We start from the raw sequence: 17642 nt of genomic DNA on the forward strand, positions 1-17642 counted from the left end.
GGTGTATTGGGAATTCCATTCCAAATACACCTTTTCAGTCTCATTCTATTTACTCTGAAGCTTTTTCAGGATAGTCTGCTGGACAGTGACTGAATTCCCATGCTCCTGAACCCGTTTGATAAAATCAAGATATATAATCGAAATCAGTTGTTCTACCGTTATAGTTGTATTATCTAGGAATGGAGTAAGATCATATAAAAGGATTTCTCCCCTCAATATCACTTTCTCTGAATAACGTATCTCTATATATGCAAACTTTTCTTCATTTTCCTCATCCTCGTCCATTTCCGCCATTTCTTCATATTTAAACAAGTGATGGTTTACTTGTTTAAACACTCTTTTCTCAACCACTTTTACTGGAAAGTACTTCTCCATACTTTGTTTCAGGTATATAGCAACATCTTCATTCTTTACACCTCTCTTTATTTGATTCAAAAAGTCCTTGTACAACAATTCAATTAAATGACCAATATCAATATAAGAGGTTATTGCCTCGGGATAATTATCTTTAAGATCTTGTATAAAAACCTGTCCTCTAAGGTAATCGTAATAAGGTAGCTTTATTGAGATGTATTTTTTGGAGGAAAAAAAACTTTGGAAAAAACCTTTATATGCACCAGTCATCCTTCCATTTAAAATATCTAATCCACTAAAAGATTTCCTCAATATTACCACCTCCTTCTAACCATTTTAATACTGACATTATCACCATATATGCTGTTTTTCGCTCAGATAGCCCTTTACGTATTGCCAAACCATATGGTCCTCCAATTTCCCTTTCAAAAACAGTTTCTAAAAGATTAGTATGCATATAGTGTTTAGAGTCTTTGTATGGCCAGTCCCATTCCAAAATAGCTGGATTATTTAAACCATAATGAAGTAATAACGTATTCAACTTTGTTTGTTGTATTGGTTCTGCCCCTTTACTTTTTAAGGATCTTTGCACTTGTTTACACAAAGACTGCAACTTCATTCTTTCTATATTGGTTACTGGAAATTTTAATTTGTGTGTTTTATCAGCTCTAATCTGCCTTACTTTTACTTTTTTCTCCTGCTTTATTTCCGGAAGTAACACTGGTTTACTCTGTTCCTTTATTATTCTTTGTTCATTAAATAAAGGATTGATATATCCCATCCTATCCTCTCCCATTACAAAAAATGTCCTTATCTCTACGTCACTATTCCACTTTTCCGCTCTAATAGATATATAGACAAGCAGAGAGGGGATTAGAACAATTTTATTTAACTATACTTGTATATTTTAAGATTTTATTGGTAATAATTTTTTTATAGACAATTACGAGGTGAGATGAAATGAAAAGTAGCAAGAAGAAGCAAGATCCAGCGGTAAAAAAATTCGCAAAAAAGTTATCAGATATGAAGAAGGAATCTAAAGTGATTAGCATTAAGATAAAATAAGGCATGGGATATATAATCCCATGCCTTTTAATTTTTTATTTTTGCAAAAATAGATATTAAATACTTTTTTTCATTCCGCATTTACGGCATTCCCGAATAAAAGTGAAATTCTTAGCAGAACTTTTAAACTGAGCATTGTCACAATTATCACAGCGACCACTTTTCTTGTCAGGATATTCCTTATAGTCATAAATAATTGAACTATCATACCCGTTGAACTTCTCTTCGCTCAACTTCATCACCCTTTTTCATATTTAGCTTAACAAGCATACCAAAAATTATTAAACGTATAAAGAGTTTTTAAAGTTTAGCTTTTCAAGATTTGCAAACCTTCAAAGCCAAAATTAAAGATCCAACACAAAAAAGGCATTTCTTGATATAATTACCATTATTCAAGAAATAGGAGAGCACATATCAATGAATATCTTTTTGGACACTAATCTTATCTATAGAGACCCCTTTTTAACTAAAGGAAAAAATGCATTACTACTTCAATTAGCCAAACATGAAGATGTGAAATTATATATAAATGATGTGGTATATAAAGAGATGTTGAGAGGTCATAAAGCCTTTATAGAGGAACAGCTTAATAAAATGTCCCAGGCTTATAATATGGTAAGTCGGTATTTAATTACTCCCTCTATCGCAATTGATACTGAAAAAGAGCTAGAATTAATGATAAATTGTGTCGAAGAGTTTTATGTAAAGCTAGAGGCAGAGAATCAATTAGATTGGGTACCTTACGATATTGATCTACTTCCTCTTATTGTTGAATTGGATATGAATGAAAAACCACCATTTATTGTTAAAAGCAAAGGTTCTAAACATGCAAGAAAAGAAATTCGTGATGCTATAATCTGGAATACATACAAGCTATTCATTCAAAAACAACAATTAGAGAACTGCTTTTTCATTACCAATAACACTAAAGATTTTGGAGCTCCGGATGCTAATCAAAGTCCGGCAGAACATCCTTATCCTCTTCATCCTGATTTAATTGATGATGTAAATATAGTTGCCTATAAAAACACAAATGATTTCTTTGCACACAACGAGGAAATTATTAACACGCTATTTAAAGATGAAAACCTTCATATCAAAATGTTGTATGAGGACTTTTTACCTCATATTGAGATTGAATTAAGAAATGGCCTTCTTACAGAACTTATTACAAAAAACTTTGTTAATTCAATTAAAGTAGACGTAGAAGCTTACTTTAATGAAATCTCTCCGAGAGATATTCATCCTGATTATTTTATGGGTGGTTATGTAACACCATCCTTAAATGGTGATATAACCGATATTAACTTAGAAGATGTTACTATATACGGTGATAACATTGTAATTGCTGCAAATGTTGTTGTTAGCATGGATGTTAATATATATCTATATAATCCTGATGCTGAAGGAAATGAAGATCCTGTACCATACGCTGCAACAGATACTATGGCAGCTGATTTAATTGTGGTATTCTTATTACCTATAAACACTGATAATAGGTTAGAAAAAAATAATTTCTCCTTTTCGGATTATATAAAAGATATAGAACCTACTAATCTAGATATACAGATAATAGCTACCCAAAACACTAATCACACATTTGAGTTACTTGAAGGTAAATATTATGAGGATAAAGGACATGATTTAATGTTGGAAAAGGATGGTTCCTTTTTTTATTTTAAAAAGGTTTCAGAAGGTGAACCAATAACAGCAGGATCAAGGAAGTATACTCTACCCGATGGGAATCATAGATTTATAGATACCAAAAGACTTAAAGACAACTATTTTAAATCTTAAATATTAAATTTGGGAAAAATATCTTTTTCCCCTTGATACTTTTAAGACCAAATGATATTATGAAAAAGTAAATTAGTGATTCTCTTTTAAGAAGTATTGAGATCAGCTATAATTAACTAGACTATAACTTTAAATTGAACGATAAAAACATCATATAAATTAACGGGAAACACCCGAACGTAAAGCATACTACACATGCGTGTAGTAGGTTTTTCTGTTCGGGTGTTTTTGTGTTTAAAGGAGCTTTTTATTCATGAAAAAGGTACTTATAGCGGTTGGGGATCGTAATTATACAGAAATCTTGTGCGATGCTTTTGACAAGCATACAAGCCTATTCACCCTAGCTAATCAAGAGGTTTTACATAGACGATATTTAGAAGAAATTGTCGATCTCGAAACCCCAGATATTTTAATTATCCATGACCGTTACTTGGAAAGTTCCTTTGCGGAACAAGTGGATAGAGATAATGAATTGCTGGCCTACATTAGACAATGTCGTATCCAATACGATAATCAAATGCGTATTGTCTTTTTATGTGAACGCCCGACAAAAGATCCGTATCTTTCTACTTTAGTTAGTGTCGGTATCATGGATATCTTTAATCAAAACACCATTGATTTAGACCAGTTTATTCAACAGCTTTCAGAACCGCCTAAATTCTCTCAGGTAGAGAAGTACTTATCTACTACTATTCCTCTTTTTGCTGCTAAACAGGAAGAGGAGCGGTTGGAATTAGAAAAGCAAAAGGATAAAGAGAAGAAAGAAAAAACGGTTAGACCCGTTAAAGTAGTTGAAAAAAAGGTCATTCAGAAAGTGGTTGAAAAGAAAGTTGTTCAAAAGGTTGTAGAGAAAAAAGTAGTACAAAAAGTGGTTCAAAAGAATGTGATCAAGCGGGACTATAACATTCATGTACATAACAATACAGAGAAAGTAATTGGGATACCCGTTAAACGAAAAACAGTTTTAGTTGGAAGTCCCTCGGCAAGAAACGGCAGCTCCTTTGTTTCTCACCTTTTAGCAAGGAACATTGCGAGAACAGGTATCTCGGTTAGTTACATGGAGTCTCCACTAACTACTCCGTATACTTATGATCGTTTTTTTGGTACTCAATATGCTCCAAATTATAGGGGCCTCTTTCAAGAATTAATAATGGAATATAAAATTCCAAACCAGACAAGTGAATGGACGAAAGATGGTGTTCAAATCATCTGCCAAAACCCAACATCAGATTATGAAGCTCCAAATGACATTTCATTGGAGACATTTATAAAGGTTCTATATTCCAGTGATGCTTTAATTAACATCATTGATATCGGAACGAGCTGGGATAAAGAAATTACGAAAGACTTATTGGATATTGCGGATATTGCATTAATGGTAGTGACTCCAGATGTTCCGCTTCTGCAACAACTAGAAGAGAGTCCAAAGCTGAAGTCGATCATCCAATCTGAAAAGCTTCATTTTATTGGTAATCGCTTTTCAGAAGGGATAACCAATAATCCATTAATTAAGGATTTACTAGCAGAGAAATTGATTTTAACCTTGCCTTCCTTTATAGATACGGATGTTTTCCAAGCACAATATCAAGGAGTTTTCCTAAATGATCAAAAGGACTATCCATTGAAAATATCCAACCTGTTCTCACCTATAACGGAGCTGCTTCTACCAAAAGAAGTATTAACCAATAAAACGAAAGGTGGATTCTTAAGAAGTATATTCCATAAAAAAATCTCTATCCAAAAATCAAATCAGGAGGCAAAACAAAATAATGAAGTTTTTAAATAGACCCTCTGTCAAAATTACTCTCGGCTTGATGACTGCACTTTGTACAATAGCTTTCATCTTTGTCTACGATATGTTCTTACGAGATCGAATTGATTCAGTTGAAGTAGTAGTAGTGAAAGCCAATGAGGAAATACAAAAAAGCGAAAAAATAACTGCAGATAAGATTACTACTGAAAGAAGACCAAAGGAAACCCTTATTAGCAATGTAGTACTAGCCAAAGATATCAATTCCATTATCGGCATAGATTCTAGCCAATTAATTGATGGTAACTCGATGATATCTGGCAATATGTTGGATGTGGAAGAAATCGTTCCAAATAAAGAAGAGGGAGAAGCGATTCGACCTATCACGAAGGATATGATTTACGCACAGCCAGGCTCTCTTAGAAGGAAAGATACCGTAGATATTTATCTAGTGAGCAAAGATGGTTCCAATAGTATGCAAGAAGATGGCTCGTCCAGTAAAAATTCAAAAGGTAGTGAAAAAGCTTCTACCAGTGCTATGCCATTTTTAGAAGATGTCAAAGTAGTATACGTAAAGGATTCTGGTAACAAAGAAGTCGTCTCTGCAACTACAGAAGAAACTACCGAGGATCAAAGGTTAAATGCTACATCAACTATCAGTGATCTAGAAGTAATCCTAAATGATGAAGATTTTACGATGTTAATGGACCAAGTGTTAGGGAATGAAGCTAAGCTCTATATCACTTATTAATGAAGGAGGCTAAAAACATGAAGTTACTTATTGTTTCAAAAAACTCAACGTATAAACAGTTATTTGAGAAACGGGAAGAGGGGCTGACCGCCTTTCTTACTAGCTCATTATCTAATACAGAAAAAAACATTGATGCCATTTTTTTAGATGGTGAAATGATACAAATCGATGATTTAAACCATATTAGAGAGCTATATCCTAATCAGACTATTTTCTTCAAACCAGTTGCATTAAAGAGTGATATTTTAACGAAACGAATTTCGAAAGTAGCAGCAGCTGTTAAAATCCATGTCATGAATGAGTACAGTACGGAGGAACAGCTCGTAGACGAAATTACAGCTAGATTATTTGAAAAAGATAATACCTCTACCAAAAGAATTATTAGCTTTTTCGGAACACATAGTGGAGCAGGAGTCACTACAACGGTTCTAAATCTTGCTCGTTCTTTATCTCAAAAAACAGATGAAAAGGTATTAGTATTGAGTCTTAACAGTTGGGACCCAGCTGATTATCTTTACCATTATGAAGGCCAATATTTGAATGATTTGAAAGTAGATCTTAACCTAAAGAATTTAACGGTACAGAGATTGTCAGAAGCAATCCATTACAATGACTCTTTCTATCACTTAGCAGGAAATCGAGATATTAAATTGCAGAGAATGTACCAACCATATGAGATTGAACATCTAATCCAGGTAGCACAGCAAATATTCGATGTTATTTTGATTGATGCAGGTACTCATTTTGATACTGCTCCAACCGTTCAGTCTTACCTATCTAGTGGTTTAAAATTCTTAGTAACTAATCAGGAAGTAAAGGGTTACCGTGGTTACTTCCCTTATGTCTTTCATCAGCTAATTGAACCTGCAGGTGGTAGCGCCGATGATTTCTTGCTCATTATTAATAAATACCAACCTGGAAACACACTCATCAATGAAAAAGATCTAGAAGATGAGTTAAATATGGTGAAGATATCGACTATACCAGACGTGAAAGAACTTGGAACAATGGCTGCTTATCAAAGAAAGTTACTATACGACTTTACGGAAAGTGCTTATTCAAAAGAGATAGATTTCCTATCAAAATTAATTATCTCAGAAGGTAATATTTCTGAATCTATTAATCCTATCGGAAAAACGAAAGAGAAAAGAGGATTATTTTCTCTCTTTAATTAGAAAGGAGTGAGTGAACCTGAACAGCATGGAAAGAGAAATTGGTATTCAAAAGGAGTTTGTTATCTCAGAATGGTTGGCTGATACCATTTCAAAGAATGGATTGAAGCAGGTAGTTAGAATAAATACATATGCTAGAACCCGCTCCTTTAAAGATATTTGTACGAAAGTAAGAAGTCAGTTACAAGAGATTGTCATTGATGGGTCCATTGATAAAAAAACACCAAATGACATAACAGATATTGTAGAAGACAATAGCAACATTTGGCTAGAACGGCAACATAGAGCAGTTATCGGTGATGAGCAAGCCATGTCTTATTTCATTACGAAGATTAACGAGGTGCTTCATAAAGAGAATATCTCTTCGACGGATTATCCATCTTTTTATAATTCTTTATCAGAAGCTATCTTCCATGAAGTATGGGGAGTCAGCATTCTTCATAAGTGGGACAAGATGCCAAACAGTGAAGCAGCCGTAATAAGAGGAACTCAACTCTGGATTGATGTAGACGGTACTTTTGTAAAACAAGAGGAAGAATTTGAAAGTATTGAAAGGGTCGAAAGAATCAAGAAGGCTTTTACTATCCGAATCAAGGATGCCATTATCAATGAACAATCTCCAGAATTAGAGATTGAAAGAGAAGATGGTAGCCGTATCACCATGATACAAAAGCCGCGGGGAAAGGAAAACTATATTATGTTCCGCCGATTTGTGGTGAAAAATTTCGGTTTAGAAGAACAGGCCCGTTTAGGAACAATATTGGAAGATGATATACCTTTCTTCCGCTCCTTATCTAGAGTTATGGCCAATACCATCTTCGCAGGAAGGGTACGTTCAGCCAAATCAACCTTTATGAAAACCATGATTAAAGAACGAGATCCTTCTTATGTAATTGGCGTATTAGAGAAACACTTTGAATTAAACTTATCCAAAGAAATGAACCGACTCATCTTTGAGATACAGGCAAAAGAGGGTGACTTACATCACGCCATTCCACGTTTATTACGGATGGAACATGATTTTATAGTTGTTGGTGAAATTCGATCATTAGAGACGGAGGGTTACCTTCAGGCATGTGAACGTGGGGAAAGAGGAGCATACTCTACCTACCACTTAACAACGGTAGAACATGTCGTTCCCCAAATTACACGACATATCCTAGATGAGTTTCCTAACCGGAACTTTGAAAATGAGTTGGAGCGGGTTGCTAGAAACATAGATATTATTGTAACAATGAGTGCTGATAGAGACAGGAGAAGGAAACGTGTCATTGGGGTAACGGAAATCATTTGGGATGAGGAGAAAAGACGCCACCGAACGCAAGATTTAGTTCGTTATAGTCCGACTACAAATCAGTATTACTATTCTTCTAATATCTCAAAAGAACTACTTGCTTTAATGGCGGGAGAAAGTCTAGAGGATGCCAAAATATTAATTAATCACTTAGCGAGAAAAGCAAAAGAGTCGCCTATGTCTGATTATGAACTGATTAAAGATCAGCTACTTCATGACATGCTGGAGAATTCTAATGGTTAACATCGTACATTGGATTTGGCATATCGGTGTAATTTACATTCTCTATGGTATTTTGCTCGTAGTAGCTTTGCGAGTTGCTTACTTAATCATGATGGAATCGCTAAAAGTTACCTATAGTGACTGGAATTATAAATATAGGATACGAAGAATTAAAAAGAATTTAGATGTAAAGGAAAGCCCAGTTAGCAGAAATCCTTTAGTGAAGCATATTTCACTCCTAATTCGGACCACAAGCGATAATCGGAATGAGTTAGACGCTCAAGTTTTTGTTCTTTTTAGTGGGATTATAGGGTTTTCCATGTTCGTTCTTTTTTTCATAGCACTCCATGACTTGGTCGTTGCTGCCATTTTTGGATTGTTACTTTCCACTATTCCCTATATATTTTTGCGATTGAAATTAAACAAGATTCGCTATCTCATGAGCTTAGAGTTTCTATCTATCGTACAAAGATTAACGCAAAATTATAGTGCCAACCAACAGGATATGTACTATGCATTAGTAGAAACCCAAAAGCAAATTAAGAATGAGGATCTCAGAAAAGTAACCATCCGTTTAATTTCTGATTTACAAGTATCACGTAGCGAAAAGGAATTAAAAGAAAGTGTCCAGGTATTTACGTATACAGCCAATACCAATTGGTCCAAACGTCTAGGGAGCATTATTTTAAAAGCCTATCTGTATAATGAAAAAGTTTCAAATGCCTTGATGGTTTTAACCAAACAAATGGAAGATACAGAAGAGATGTTAGAAGAAGAAAAGTCACAAATGCAAGATTCGATTTATGACGGGTTTATTACTGCACCGCTATTCATTGGATCGTTAATCTTAGGCTACTATTCAAGTGGTGCTCAGGATTGGTTCTCCTTACAATTTGGAGGGAAATGGAACTTGTTTCTTTTCTGTCTATGTTTAGTCGGTGTTATTTTTTCCATCATTATTTCCATCTTCTTAAAGAGTCCAAAAAATGATTTATAAAGACGGGAGGTAACAAGATGGAAAATGAAATTGTACTTTTTAAATTGATGAATGTCATTGTATATCTAATTGTCATTTCTTTATCTATTATTGCTGGAATCTTAGTGTATACCGGCCTTAGTACGAAAGCAGAACGCCAAAATTATAGAATTCGTTTATCTTCCAGCATTGAAAAAAGCAGAAACAAATTAATTGAAGGATCTAAACATTCTAAAGCGGAGGACCAACTCAGAAGAGCACAATATCCTCTTGGGTTAAATGGGCTTAGGTACTACCTTTTATTTGGAAGTATATATGGATTTCTCATTATCTACTATGTACTAATCCCATTGCTACTGGAAGGAACCATCACTCAAACAAGTTATATCAGTGGTATCGTCATTCTCATCTTGATTTTATTTTCATTACCGAGTTTTCCTTTCTCTATATTTAACTTTGTCATGAAAAGAGTAGTTAACTTTCAACAAGCAAAAGTACATTCCGAAGTATTTATGCTTTATGACTTATTAATCAATGAAATAGAGATGATGACGGTAAACAGAATCAATACCTATAATGTTCTTCGAAGTATGAAGCCTTACTTCATCTACCTAGAACAACCATTAACGAGGCTATTATCTACTTGGACGAGTGATTTAGGATCTGATACCGCATTAGATAACTTTTTAATGGAGATAGATTCTAAGGAATCGGCCGCTTTAATTGGAGTAATTAAAAACCTGGATGGAATGGACAGACAAACAGCTCTGCAACAACTAAGAGGCATGCATCAAATGTTTGTGAAGAATCAAATAGAAAACTACCGAAGAAAAACAAAGATTACAAACGATGTCTTAAACATTCCAGTAAAGGTGACGCATTTCTTAATTATACTGAACTTCCTTGTTTTAATTGTTTCTATGGTAACGCTAATTTTACAACAAACAAGAGGCTAAACATTCTGTTTGCTTACTGTTCGCTTCATTTATACTTACTTTTTATTTAAGGGGGGTGATTTCCATGAAAAAATCCATCGCAACCTATATGACAATTGCTTTAACAGCTATCGTAATTAGTACCTTTATCTTTGGGGGTCTCTATTATCTGATGAAGGATCTGTCTGATGATGTGGCGACTTACACTAATGACAGCAGTTAAGAAGGAGGAAGCAACACATGTCAAAGACGCTTGCTGTTTATATGATACTAGCGGCTACGGCCATTATCATGGTGTCATTGGTCATTGGAATTAGTTTTGGCGCATTAGCCGATAAAAACACGAAACATGAAGAAATGTTACAGAACGAACATCAACTAAAAATTAACTATTAAAGGGGACAATTTAACATGAAAACATCATTATCAACATTTTTAGGAATCGCAATAACAGTAATCTGTATCTCAGCTTTCTTATTCATTGGAGGTTACAACCTAATTAACAGTGAAACAAGCGCATATGGAACAAAGGTAACTAACATGCAAACAAACCTACCTGATGGCTCAGGAAAATAAAGAATAAAAGAAAGGAGCAACTATTATTTTATAATTGCTCCTTTCCTTTTATAAAAATAAGGGGGTTTTGATATGGCTAAAGCATTAGCGGAATGGATGACGATTTTTATTGCGGTGAACATTATGTTCGCTCCCATACTTGCCTATATAGATAGTCTTAATCGTGAGGCTGTGGAAGTAGTACTTGCTGAAGGGGCTAAGCAAGCATCTATAGAAGGTAAATTCTCACCAAGTATTGTAGAAGATATGAAACAAACATTGGTTGAAAATTATAACTTTAATGAATCGAAAATTAACATAACAGCTACTCAAACATTAACTCCTAGAAATGAGTATATGGAAGCCAGTATACAGGTACCTCGAACTTTTATTTTCATATTGGATATTTTCAACCAAGGTCCAAGCACCATTACGAAACATACTAAAATCTTAAGCGAATATGTAAACTAGGAGCAATCTCATGGCTACTACATTAAGAACCATCATATTTGTATTACTGTTTGCATTAATTACTCAAATCCAATTTAATTTAGATGCCGATAAAACCGCCATTAGGCAGCTGAAAAACGCTACCGAAATAGCAGTCCACGATTCAGGTTTGGCTGTTGAACAGGAAGCTCTTTCGGAAGGTAAGATTGTTTTCGACCAAAACAAAGCGATGGAAAACTTTAAGGCTAGTTTGGAAAATAACCTAGATTTATCGAGTACTGCAGGATATGTTTATAACCCAACTGATTCCTCCTTTTTCAAACAAGATCTTTATCTTGTTGACTTAGAGTTTATTGATGACAGCAACACAGATAGCTACCCTTTTGTTTATTCTAATTCTAATTATCACATATTAGAAAATATAGAAGGTCCCTCTATTATTGCAGTAATGACTACCGAAAGTCCTCGCTGGTTTAAAGGTAATCTATCCATGATTAGACAAGCAGCGGTTTATCAATATAAAAATAATTAACGTTATCGTTATATGTATGAACTAGTTGAATTTGCGCTAAATATATATTGATTTAACAGTTAAATTGCTATAGAATTAATATATAGCAAAATTACATAAAACTAATGGGAACAACCCAAGAATTATAGATAGAGTCTCTCTATCTATAGTTTCTTGGGTTGTTTTTTTTTTTCTAAATCTAATCTAGGAGAGTGAGGAAATTTAATGACACAACTGCCATTAAAAAAGCCTACCTTTCGAAAGTAGGAGGCAAATGAGATATTTAAGATTCATATATGTAATGCCACTAGTAGTATTCTTTAGCTTGTTTCTTTTCGTTATTCCAAGTGCTTATGCAGCTCCAGGGGATGATGATATTTACAATGTACCTTCAAAAGTAAAAACTAATTGGAATTCCACTGTTGGAGATAAAGAGTTTCCAAATACAACAGGTAGAAGAATTATCTCAGATGTTTACATGAATAAGTATGTTGAGAACGGATATGAGGTAGTCAACAAAGATTTCGGTAAGGGAAAGCAACCCTATATTCATTTTAGTGGTTGGTCAGTAATAATGGGTTATAAAGAACATACTTCAACTAATCAAGATACTTATATCGCAGCAAAGAAAGTTGCAGGGGAACGTGATTTAAACTCAGTAAAGATTTATAAAACAATCCAATGGGAAGCTGATGCAACTGAGGATCTTGAATATAACAACCAAGGGTCCGGTGTTTGGAATGAATGTCCTGCTGGTTCAACAAATAAAAATGTTGACGATTGTAATATGAGATACGCAGATGTTAATTATCAAGCGTACTTACCTTTAGAAGAACTATTTGCCGAAGATGAAAATTCTAAATACCAACTGTTTATTGTAAAAAGAGTTGATGATCACATTGTATATTCTCCTTTAATACTGCCATTTGACTTCACTGATAAGGAATATAGTGGAGGGAAACTTTCATTATCAAGTGGACAAAATACAGATTTACTTAGAATGAATAATACTGGTGTTTTAAGACGAAAAGAACCTAGAGAGTCAGCACCTAGTGTTATTGCAGACTTAGGTGATGACCGTTATTTTAACTTAGGTGAAAAGTACACTACAATCGATTATGAAGAATCACAAACTGCAATTTGGTATGGCGTAACTAGCCCCGTTGATAAAAATAAAAAGAAATGGGCTCAAACATCCTATTGGACCTTCCAAGGATCTCAAGCTATTCTTGACTTCCAAGCAAATAGACCACCAGTTGCTAAGTTTTCCTTTGACCCAAGCAACACGGTCTATAATGATACCTCTGTAGGATTAATAAATGACTCTTCTGATCCAGATGGAGATACATTAACCTATAAATGGGAGAGGAAACCTTATGGGTCGGACGATTCGAACTATGAAGTGTTCTCTACATCTAAAACGCCTAAAACGTTTAAACTGGCTAAAGGAAGATACACTTTCCAACTAACTGTTTCTGATGGGAGATTAGAGTCATCCGTTAGGCATTACCTGTATGTAAACAACAGACCGCCAGAAGCTAAATTTTCGTTTGATCCAAGCAATACAGTATACAACGATTCCTCTATAGGAATAGTTAATACTTCTTCTGACATTGATGGAGATTCCCTTACGTATAAATGGGAAAGGAAGCCTTATGGATCGGATGACTCCAACTATGAAGTCTTTTCAACGGATAAAACACCAGAAAACTTCAAAATGAAGAAGGGAGATTACACCTTCCAATTGACCGTTTCAGATGGGGAAGAAGAGGCATCGGTTAGAAGATACTTATATGTCATAAATAGACCGCCGGTTGCTAAATTCTCTTTTGATCCTAGTAACACCGTCTATAATGATACTTCTATTGGCATCATTAATACTTCCAGTGACGTGGATGGAGACTCTCTTACGTATAAATGGGAAAGGAAACCTTATGGTTCAGATGATTCGAATTACCAAGTATTCTCGACTGACCAAACTCCGGATAAATTCACTTTGGAGAAAGGAAACTATACCTTCCAGCTAACTGTATCGGATGGGGAAGAAGAAGTATCCGTTCGCCACTATTTATATGTCATAAATAGACCGCCGGTTGCAGACTTCACTTGGAATCCTACAGCCATTTATAACAATACAGAGGTCACTTTTATCAACAAATCGAATGATTTAGATAAAGATACACTTTCTTATACTTGGGAATATCAAAAATCGGGAACGGACAGTTGGAATAACTTATCAAAAGAAAAAGATCCACGGAAAGTGTTCGAGGAACGTGGAGACTGGAAAATCCGTTTGACTGTAAATGATGGTGAAGCTTCTACTTCTGTTACAAAAACTCTAACAGTAGATAACAGACCGCCGGTAGCCAAATTCAACTACAGCCCTGACACCATTTATAATGATACGAATGTTCGTTTCCAGAACTTATCTACCGATGAGGATGGGGACACGCTCACCTATAAATGGGAGGCTCAAGAACCAAACTCTACGACTTGGACGGAATTCTCGACATCTAAGGATCCTAATCGTATTTTAAACAAAAAGGGCAGCTGGAAAGTGCGCCTAACTGTCACAGATGTAACGGGAGCTAGTGATAATGTAACCAAGACTATAAATGTAGGAAACAGACCTCCTACAGCTGTCTTTACTTATAGTCCTAAAACTATTTATAATGATACGGTAGTTAAAGCTTCCAATGCTTCAACGGATAAAGACGGAGATCTTTTGACATATAAATGGGAGTATCAAGCACCGAATACAACTACTTGGACGAGCTTTTCGACGGATAAAGAACCCAGCAGAGTACTCCCTCAAAAAGGAGATTGGAAAATTCGTTTAACGGTTACAGATGGGGATGGCGCAAGTGACAGTGTCACTCAAACGGTTAAAGTATTAAATAGGCCGCCAGTTGCTAATTTTACCTACAGTCCACAAGACATATATAACGAAACCAATGTAGTATTTAAAAATACCTCAACAGATGTTGATGGGGATAAACTAACTTATAAGTGGGAGGTTCAAAAACCAAACACAACTACATGGTCTCAGATTTCGACGGAGAAAGATACGAGTAAAGTTCTTGAGATAAAAGGCGATTGGAAGGTTCGTTTAACCGTTATGGATGACAACAAAGCGAGCGATTCGATGACAAAAACAGTGACAGTTGGAAATAGACCGCCAAAAGCGGATTATATCTATAATCCAACAACCGTTTATAATGACACGAATCTTACGTTTACAAACAAATCTAGTGATGAAGATGGAGATACCCTTACGTATAAATGGGAAATGCAGAAACCAAATGAAACCACTTGGACGCAAATCTCCACCGTTAAGGATATTACCAAGGTCCTTAATCAAAAAGGAAGTTGGAAAGTGAAACTAACCGTTACAGATAGTAGTAACGCAAGTGATTCGATTAGTAAAACAATCGAAGTGAAAAACCGACCACCGGTTGCGGATTTCACGTTTAGTCCTTCGACTATCTATAACAACACAAATGTTACATTTAAGAACCAATCAAATGATGTAGACAAAGATCCATTAACATATCAGTGGGAATACCAAGCACCAAATTCCTTTACCTGGAATAGTTTTTCAACTGGTGTAAATCCTTCTAGGGTATTTGATACCATCGGAGAGTGGAAAATTAGATTAATAGTGAAGGACGACAGTGGGGAAACAGCTAGTAAAACAAAATCACTGGTGGTAAAAAACAGAGTACCTGAAGTGACATTATCGTATAATCCTGATGATGTTTTTGAAGGTGATACAGTAAATATCTGTGTTGATGTGAAAGACCCTGATGGACAAAAAATGGATGTAAAGCTTTATATTAATAAAAATTATACGACAAAATCGTTAGTCCTCCAGAAAAATGGAGTAATCTCTGGTAGTACGGTATGTTATGAACAACAAGAAAGCGAAAAAGGTCGGTATGATCTATCGGTTGAAGTGAACGATAGATATGATACGACAGAGGTGGAAACCTGGTTTTACGCCAAACCTTTAATCATAATTGGGCATGTGAACCATGCGGAAGATTGGTTAGAAAAGCACAATGAATTAGGTCATTCTTTAGATAAATTCTATAGCGGCGAAAAGTTTTTCCTGCAGGCAGATGTTTCTAGTTATCCTATTGAGTATGTTAAAACAACACTTATAGCGGAACAAACCGATAACACTCCTGTTAAGATTACAAAGACCTTATCTTCATTATCGGATGTTCTATATGATGGTTTCATCTACGATGAAAAGCATCAAGAGTATCCAACCAATTTAAAGAAAGGTCCCGCTCAGTTTGATTTTGAGGTTAAGTATACCAATGGAGTCATCAAGCAAGATACTGTTGACATTGAGATAATAGATGATGTTTTAAAAGTTTACAAATATCATAGAGTGTATTAAAAGGAAACCTTCTGTTTTTGACAGAAGGTTTTTCTTTTATTATGTTTACACGTAAACAGTAAACACGTAAACATGTAAACGAAAAAACACATCTAAAGGATGTAGGATGTGTCAATTTGCTAATTCATTATCATTTTCAACGGGTAATAGTTGTAATTTAGAGGAAGCTAAGGTTTTCATTTCTTTATAATGAAGCTTTCTATCCTTTTCAATAGTAGTTTGGGCCTTTTCTAATTCTTTTTCTAGAGAGGCAATAATCTTTTCAGATTCCTCATGTTTCATTTTATATATCAAGAGAGCGTCTATTTGTTGTTCGTATCTTTCCGATTCGAATTCTGCCGCAGATTTAACTGCTTTTATCTCCATTTCATGTTCATAGGATAACCTATTAATAGCATCCCAAGAGGTCTCATAAGCCCTCTCCACGGATAAAACTGCTTCTTTTCGAAACCCTGTTAACTTTTCTATGTCCATTCTTCTTTTGAATAGAGGAAAGCAAATTTCAAGCATTTCTCCGTAATCTTCGATATGTCCTTGGGCCTTCAACAGAGAGAGATAAGAATCGATTTCCTTCTTTAACTTAGGTCTTATCCTGTAGCTGGCTGGTTCTTTTGTCATCTAAATTCTCCTTTCTGTTTACTTTTTATTAAATATCTTTGTGTCAAAACAAAAAAAATTATACATTTCGGAACTTTTTTTGAAAAACCTGTTAATTTCTTTGCCTTTCAAACACATAGAAAGTGAAACCTTCTCGTGGATACCTGTAAAACATACAGGTTTTAAGCCCTCTTTAATAAGGAGATATTTTAAATTCTCTAAAAAAGTGCAACAAACAGTAAAGCTATTGCTATATATAGTGAAGGGGTTACTTAAAATGGAATCGATCAGTTAGCAACATATATGAGAGAGGAGAAGAGTTGATTTTAAATCAGCTCTTTTTTTGTTGCTCTTTAGTAAATGAATGTCTGAAAACAGAGTGTTTACTGTTTAAGGTTTGCAAGAAGGAAGTTAACAGTGAAATTAGCATAAACAAAAAATCCAGGGAATCTAGCGTCATAAATAAGCAGATTCCCCGTTACTAGAGTGAAAATCAAATCTATTAATAAATTACTAAAAGGAGAACTTGTAGATGAAAACAGAATTAGATTTTAATTTTACAAAAACAAAAGAGGTTACTGAATTAGGGATCAAATTAAAGGTGAACTGGAGAATGCCAGGAAAATTAGTTGAAAAACTATTGATTGGATTAGGAGAGATGTTGTTAGGGGCAGTAATAGAATACTTGCTTAAAGAAGATGTACAAGGATTTGTACAAGCAGCTATACAAGGATTAATCAATAATATGTAATAAAAAATAAAACCCGCCAGCAAATGCTGGTGGGTTAATTGCTTTAGCTCCTAC

18 protein-coding genes are annotated in these 17642 nt (G+C 34.8%); 14 read left to right on the forward strand and 4 right to left on the reverse strand.

The window, feature by feature from the left end:
• Nucleotides 1-45: 45 nt before the first annotated feature.
• The 3 genes from L8T27_RS27605 to L8T27_RS27615 all read right to left on the reverse strand — a co-directional run bounded on the left by L8T27_RS27605 (nucleotide 46) and on the right by L8T27_RS27615 (nucleotide 1658).
• A complete protein-coding gene (locus L8T27_RS27605; RefSeq protein WP_127739944.1) occupies nucleotides 46-666 on the reverse strand; it encodes a hypothetical protein in 621 nt (206 codons plus the stop codon).
• Complete coding sequence (locus tag L8T27_RS27610) at nucleotides 650-1135, reverse strand: hypothetical protein (RefSeq protein WP_127739942.1); 486 nt, start codon at nucleotides 1133-1135, stop codon at nucleotides 650-652. Before L8T27_RS27610 ends, L8T27_RS27605 begins: the two co-directional genes overlap by 17 nt.
• A 340-nt stretch (nucleotides 1136-1475) precedes the next feature.
• Nucleotides 1476-1658: a DUF8096 family protein gene (locus L8T27_RS27615; protein ID WP_127739940.1), complete on the reverse strand. Its 183-nt coding sequence runs from the start codon at nucleotides 1656-1658 to the stop codon at nucleotides 1476-1478.
• A gap of 178 nt (nucleotides 1659-1836) precedes the next feature.
• Here L8T27_RS27615 and L8T27_RS27620 point away from each other — a divergent pair, with 178 nt between their 5' ends.
• The 13 genes from L8T27_RS27620 (at nucleotide 1837) to L8T27_RS27680 (ending at nucleotide 16240) form a co-directional block, all read left to right on the forward strand.
• A complete protein-coding gene (locus tag L8T27_RS27620) occupies nucleotides 1837-3216 on the forward strand; it encodes a PIN domain-containing protein (RefSeq protein WP_127739938.1) in 1380 nt (459 codons plus the stop codon).
• A 253-nt stretch (nucleotides 3217-3469) separates the two neighbouring features.
• The gene (locus L8T27_RS27625; RefSeq protein ID WP_127739936.1) at nucleotides 3470-5002 is read left to right on the forward strand and encodes a P-loop NTPase family protein; all 1533 of its coding nucleotides are present in this window, start codon (nucleotides 3470-3472) and stop codon (nucleotides 5000-5002) included.
• Nucleotides 4986-5717 (forward strand): hypothetical protein, encoded by a 732-nt coding sequence (locus tag L8T27_RS27630; protein WP_127739934.1) that lies wholly within the window; start codon nucleotides 4986-4988, stop codon nucleotides 5715-5717. The genes L8T27_RS27625 and L8T27_RS27630 overlap by 17 nt, the downstream gene beginning before the upstream one ends.
• A gap of 17 nt (nucleotides 5718-5734) precedes the next feature.
• Entirely contained in the window at nucleotides 5735-6892 is a 1158-nt protein-coding gene (locus L8T27_RS27635; RefSeq protein WP_127739932.1) for a P-loop NTPase family protein, read from the forward strand.
• Between the two features lie 10 nt (nucleotides 6893-6902).
• Entirely contained in the window at nucleotides 6903-8426 is a 1524-nt protein-coding gene (locus L8T27_RS27640) for an ATPase, T2SS/T4P/T4SS family (protein WP_235856658.1), read from the forward strand.
• Nucleotides 8419-9402, forward strand: coding sequence for a hypothetical protein (locus L8T27_RS27645; protein ID WP_127739930.1), 984 nt, complete (start codon nucleotides 8419-8421; stop codon nucleotides 9400-9402). Before L8T27_RS27640 ends, L8T27_RS27645 begins: the two co-directional genes overlap by 8 nt.
• A 17-nt stretch (nucleotides 9403-9419) precedes the next feature.
• Nucleotides 9420-10337, forward strand: a complete 918-nt coding sequence (locus L8T27_RS27650) for a hypothetical protein (RefSeq protein WP_127739928.1) — start codon at nucleotides 9420-9422, stop codon at nucleotides 10335-10337.
• Nucleotides 10338-10401: 64 nt separating this feature from the next.
• On the forward strand, nucleotides 10402-10539 hold the full coding sequence (locus L8T27_RS27655) for a hypothetical protein (protein WP_164849723.1): 138 nt from the start codon (nucleotides 10402-10404) through the stop codon (nucleotides 10537-10539).
• A gap of 17 nt (nucleotides 10540-10556) precedes the next feature.
• A complete protein-coding gene (locus L8T27_RS27660; RefSeq protein ID WP_164849722.1) occupies nucleotides 10557-10712 on the forward strand; it encodes a hypothetical protein in 156 nt (51 codons plus the stop codon).
• 15 nt (nucleotides 10713-10727) lie between these two features.
• Complete coding sequence (locus L8T27_RS27665) at nucleotides 10728-10892, forward strand: hypothetical protein (RefSeq protein WP_164849721.1); 165 nt, start codon at nucleotides 10728-10730, stop codon at nucleotides 10890-10892.
• Between the two features lie 72 nt (nucleotides 10893-10964).
• On the forward strand, nucleotides 10965-11342 hold the full coding sequence (locus L8T27_RS27670) for a hypothetical protein (protein WP_127739926.1): 378 nt from the start codon (nucleotides 10965-10967) through the stop codon (nucleotides 11340-11342).
• Nucleotides 11343-11352: 10 nt separating this feature from the next.
• Entirely contained in the window at nucleotides 11353-11853 is a 501-nt protein-coding gene (locus L8T27_RS27675; RefSeq protein ID WP_127739924.1) for a peptidase M23, read from the forward strand.
• Between the two features lie 253 nt (nucleotides 11854-12106).
• The gene (locus L8T27_RS27680; protein WP_127739922.1) at nucleotides 12107-16240 is read left to right on the forward strand and encodes a PKD domain-containing protein; all 4134 of its coding nucleotides are present in this window, start codon (nucleotides 12107-12109) and stop codon (nucleotides 16238-16240) included.
• 111 nt (nucleotides 16241-16351) lie between these two features.
• Here the strand turns inward: L8T27_RS27680 and L8T27_RS27685 are convergent, their stop codons facing one another.
• On the reverse strand, nucleotides 16352-16858 hold the full coding sequence (locus L8T27_RS27685; RefSeq protein ID WP_127739920.1) for a hypothetical protein: 507 nt from the start codon (nucleotides 16856-16858) through the stop codon (nucleotides 16352-16354).
• A gap of 511 nt (nucleotides 16859-17369) precedes the next feature.
• On the opposite strand from L8T27_RS27685, the gene L8T27_RS27690 reads away from it, so the two are divergent.
• A complete protein-coding gene (locus L8T27_RS27690) occupies nucleotides 17370-17588 on the forward strand; it encodes a hypothetical protein (protein WP_127739918.1) in 219 nt (72 codons plus the stop codon).
• Nucleotides 17589-17642: the final 54 nt, after the last annotated feature.

Source organism: Niallia sp. Man26 (assembly GCF_022049065.2).
Classification (GTDB): Bacteria; Bacillota; Bacilli; order Bacillales; family Cytobacillaceae; genus Niallia.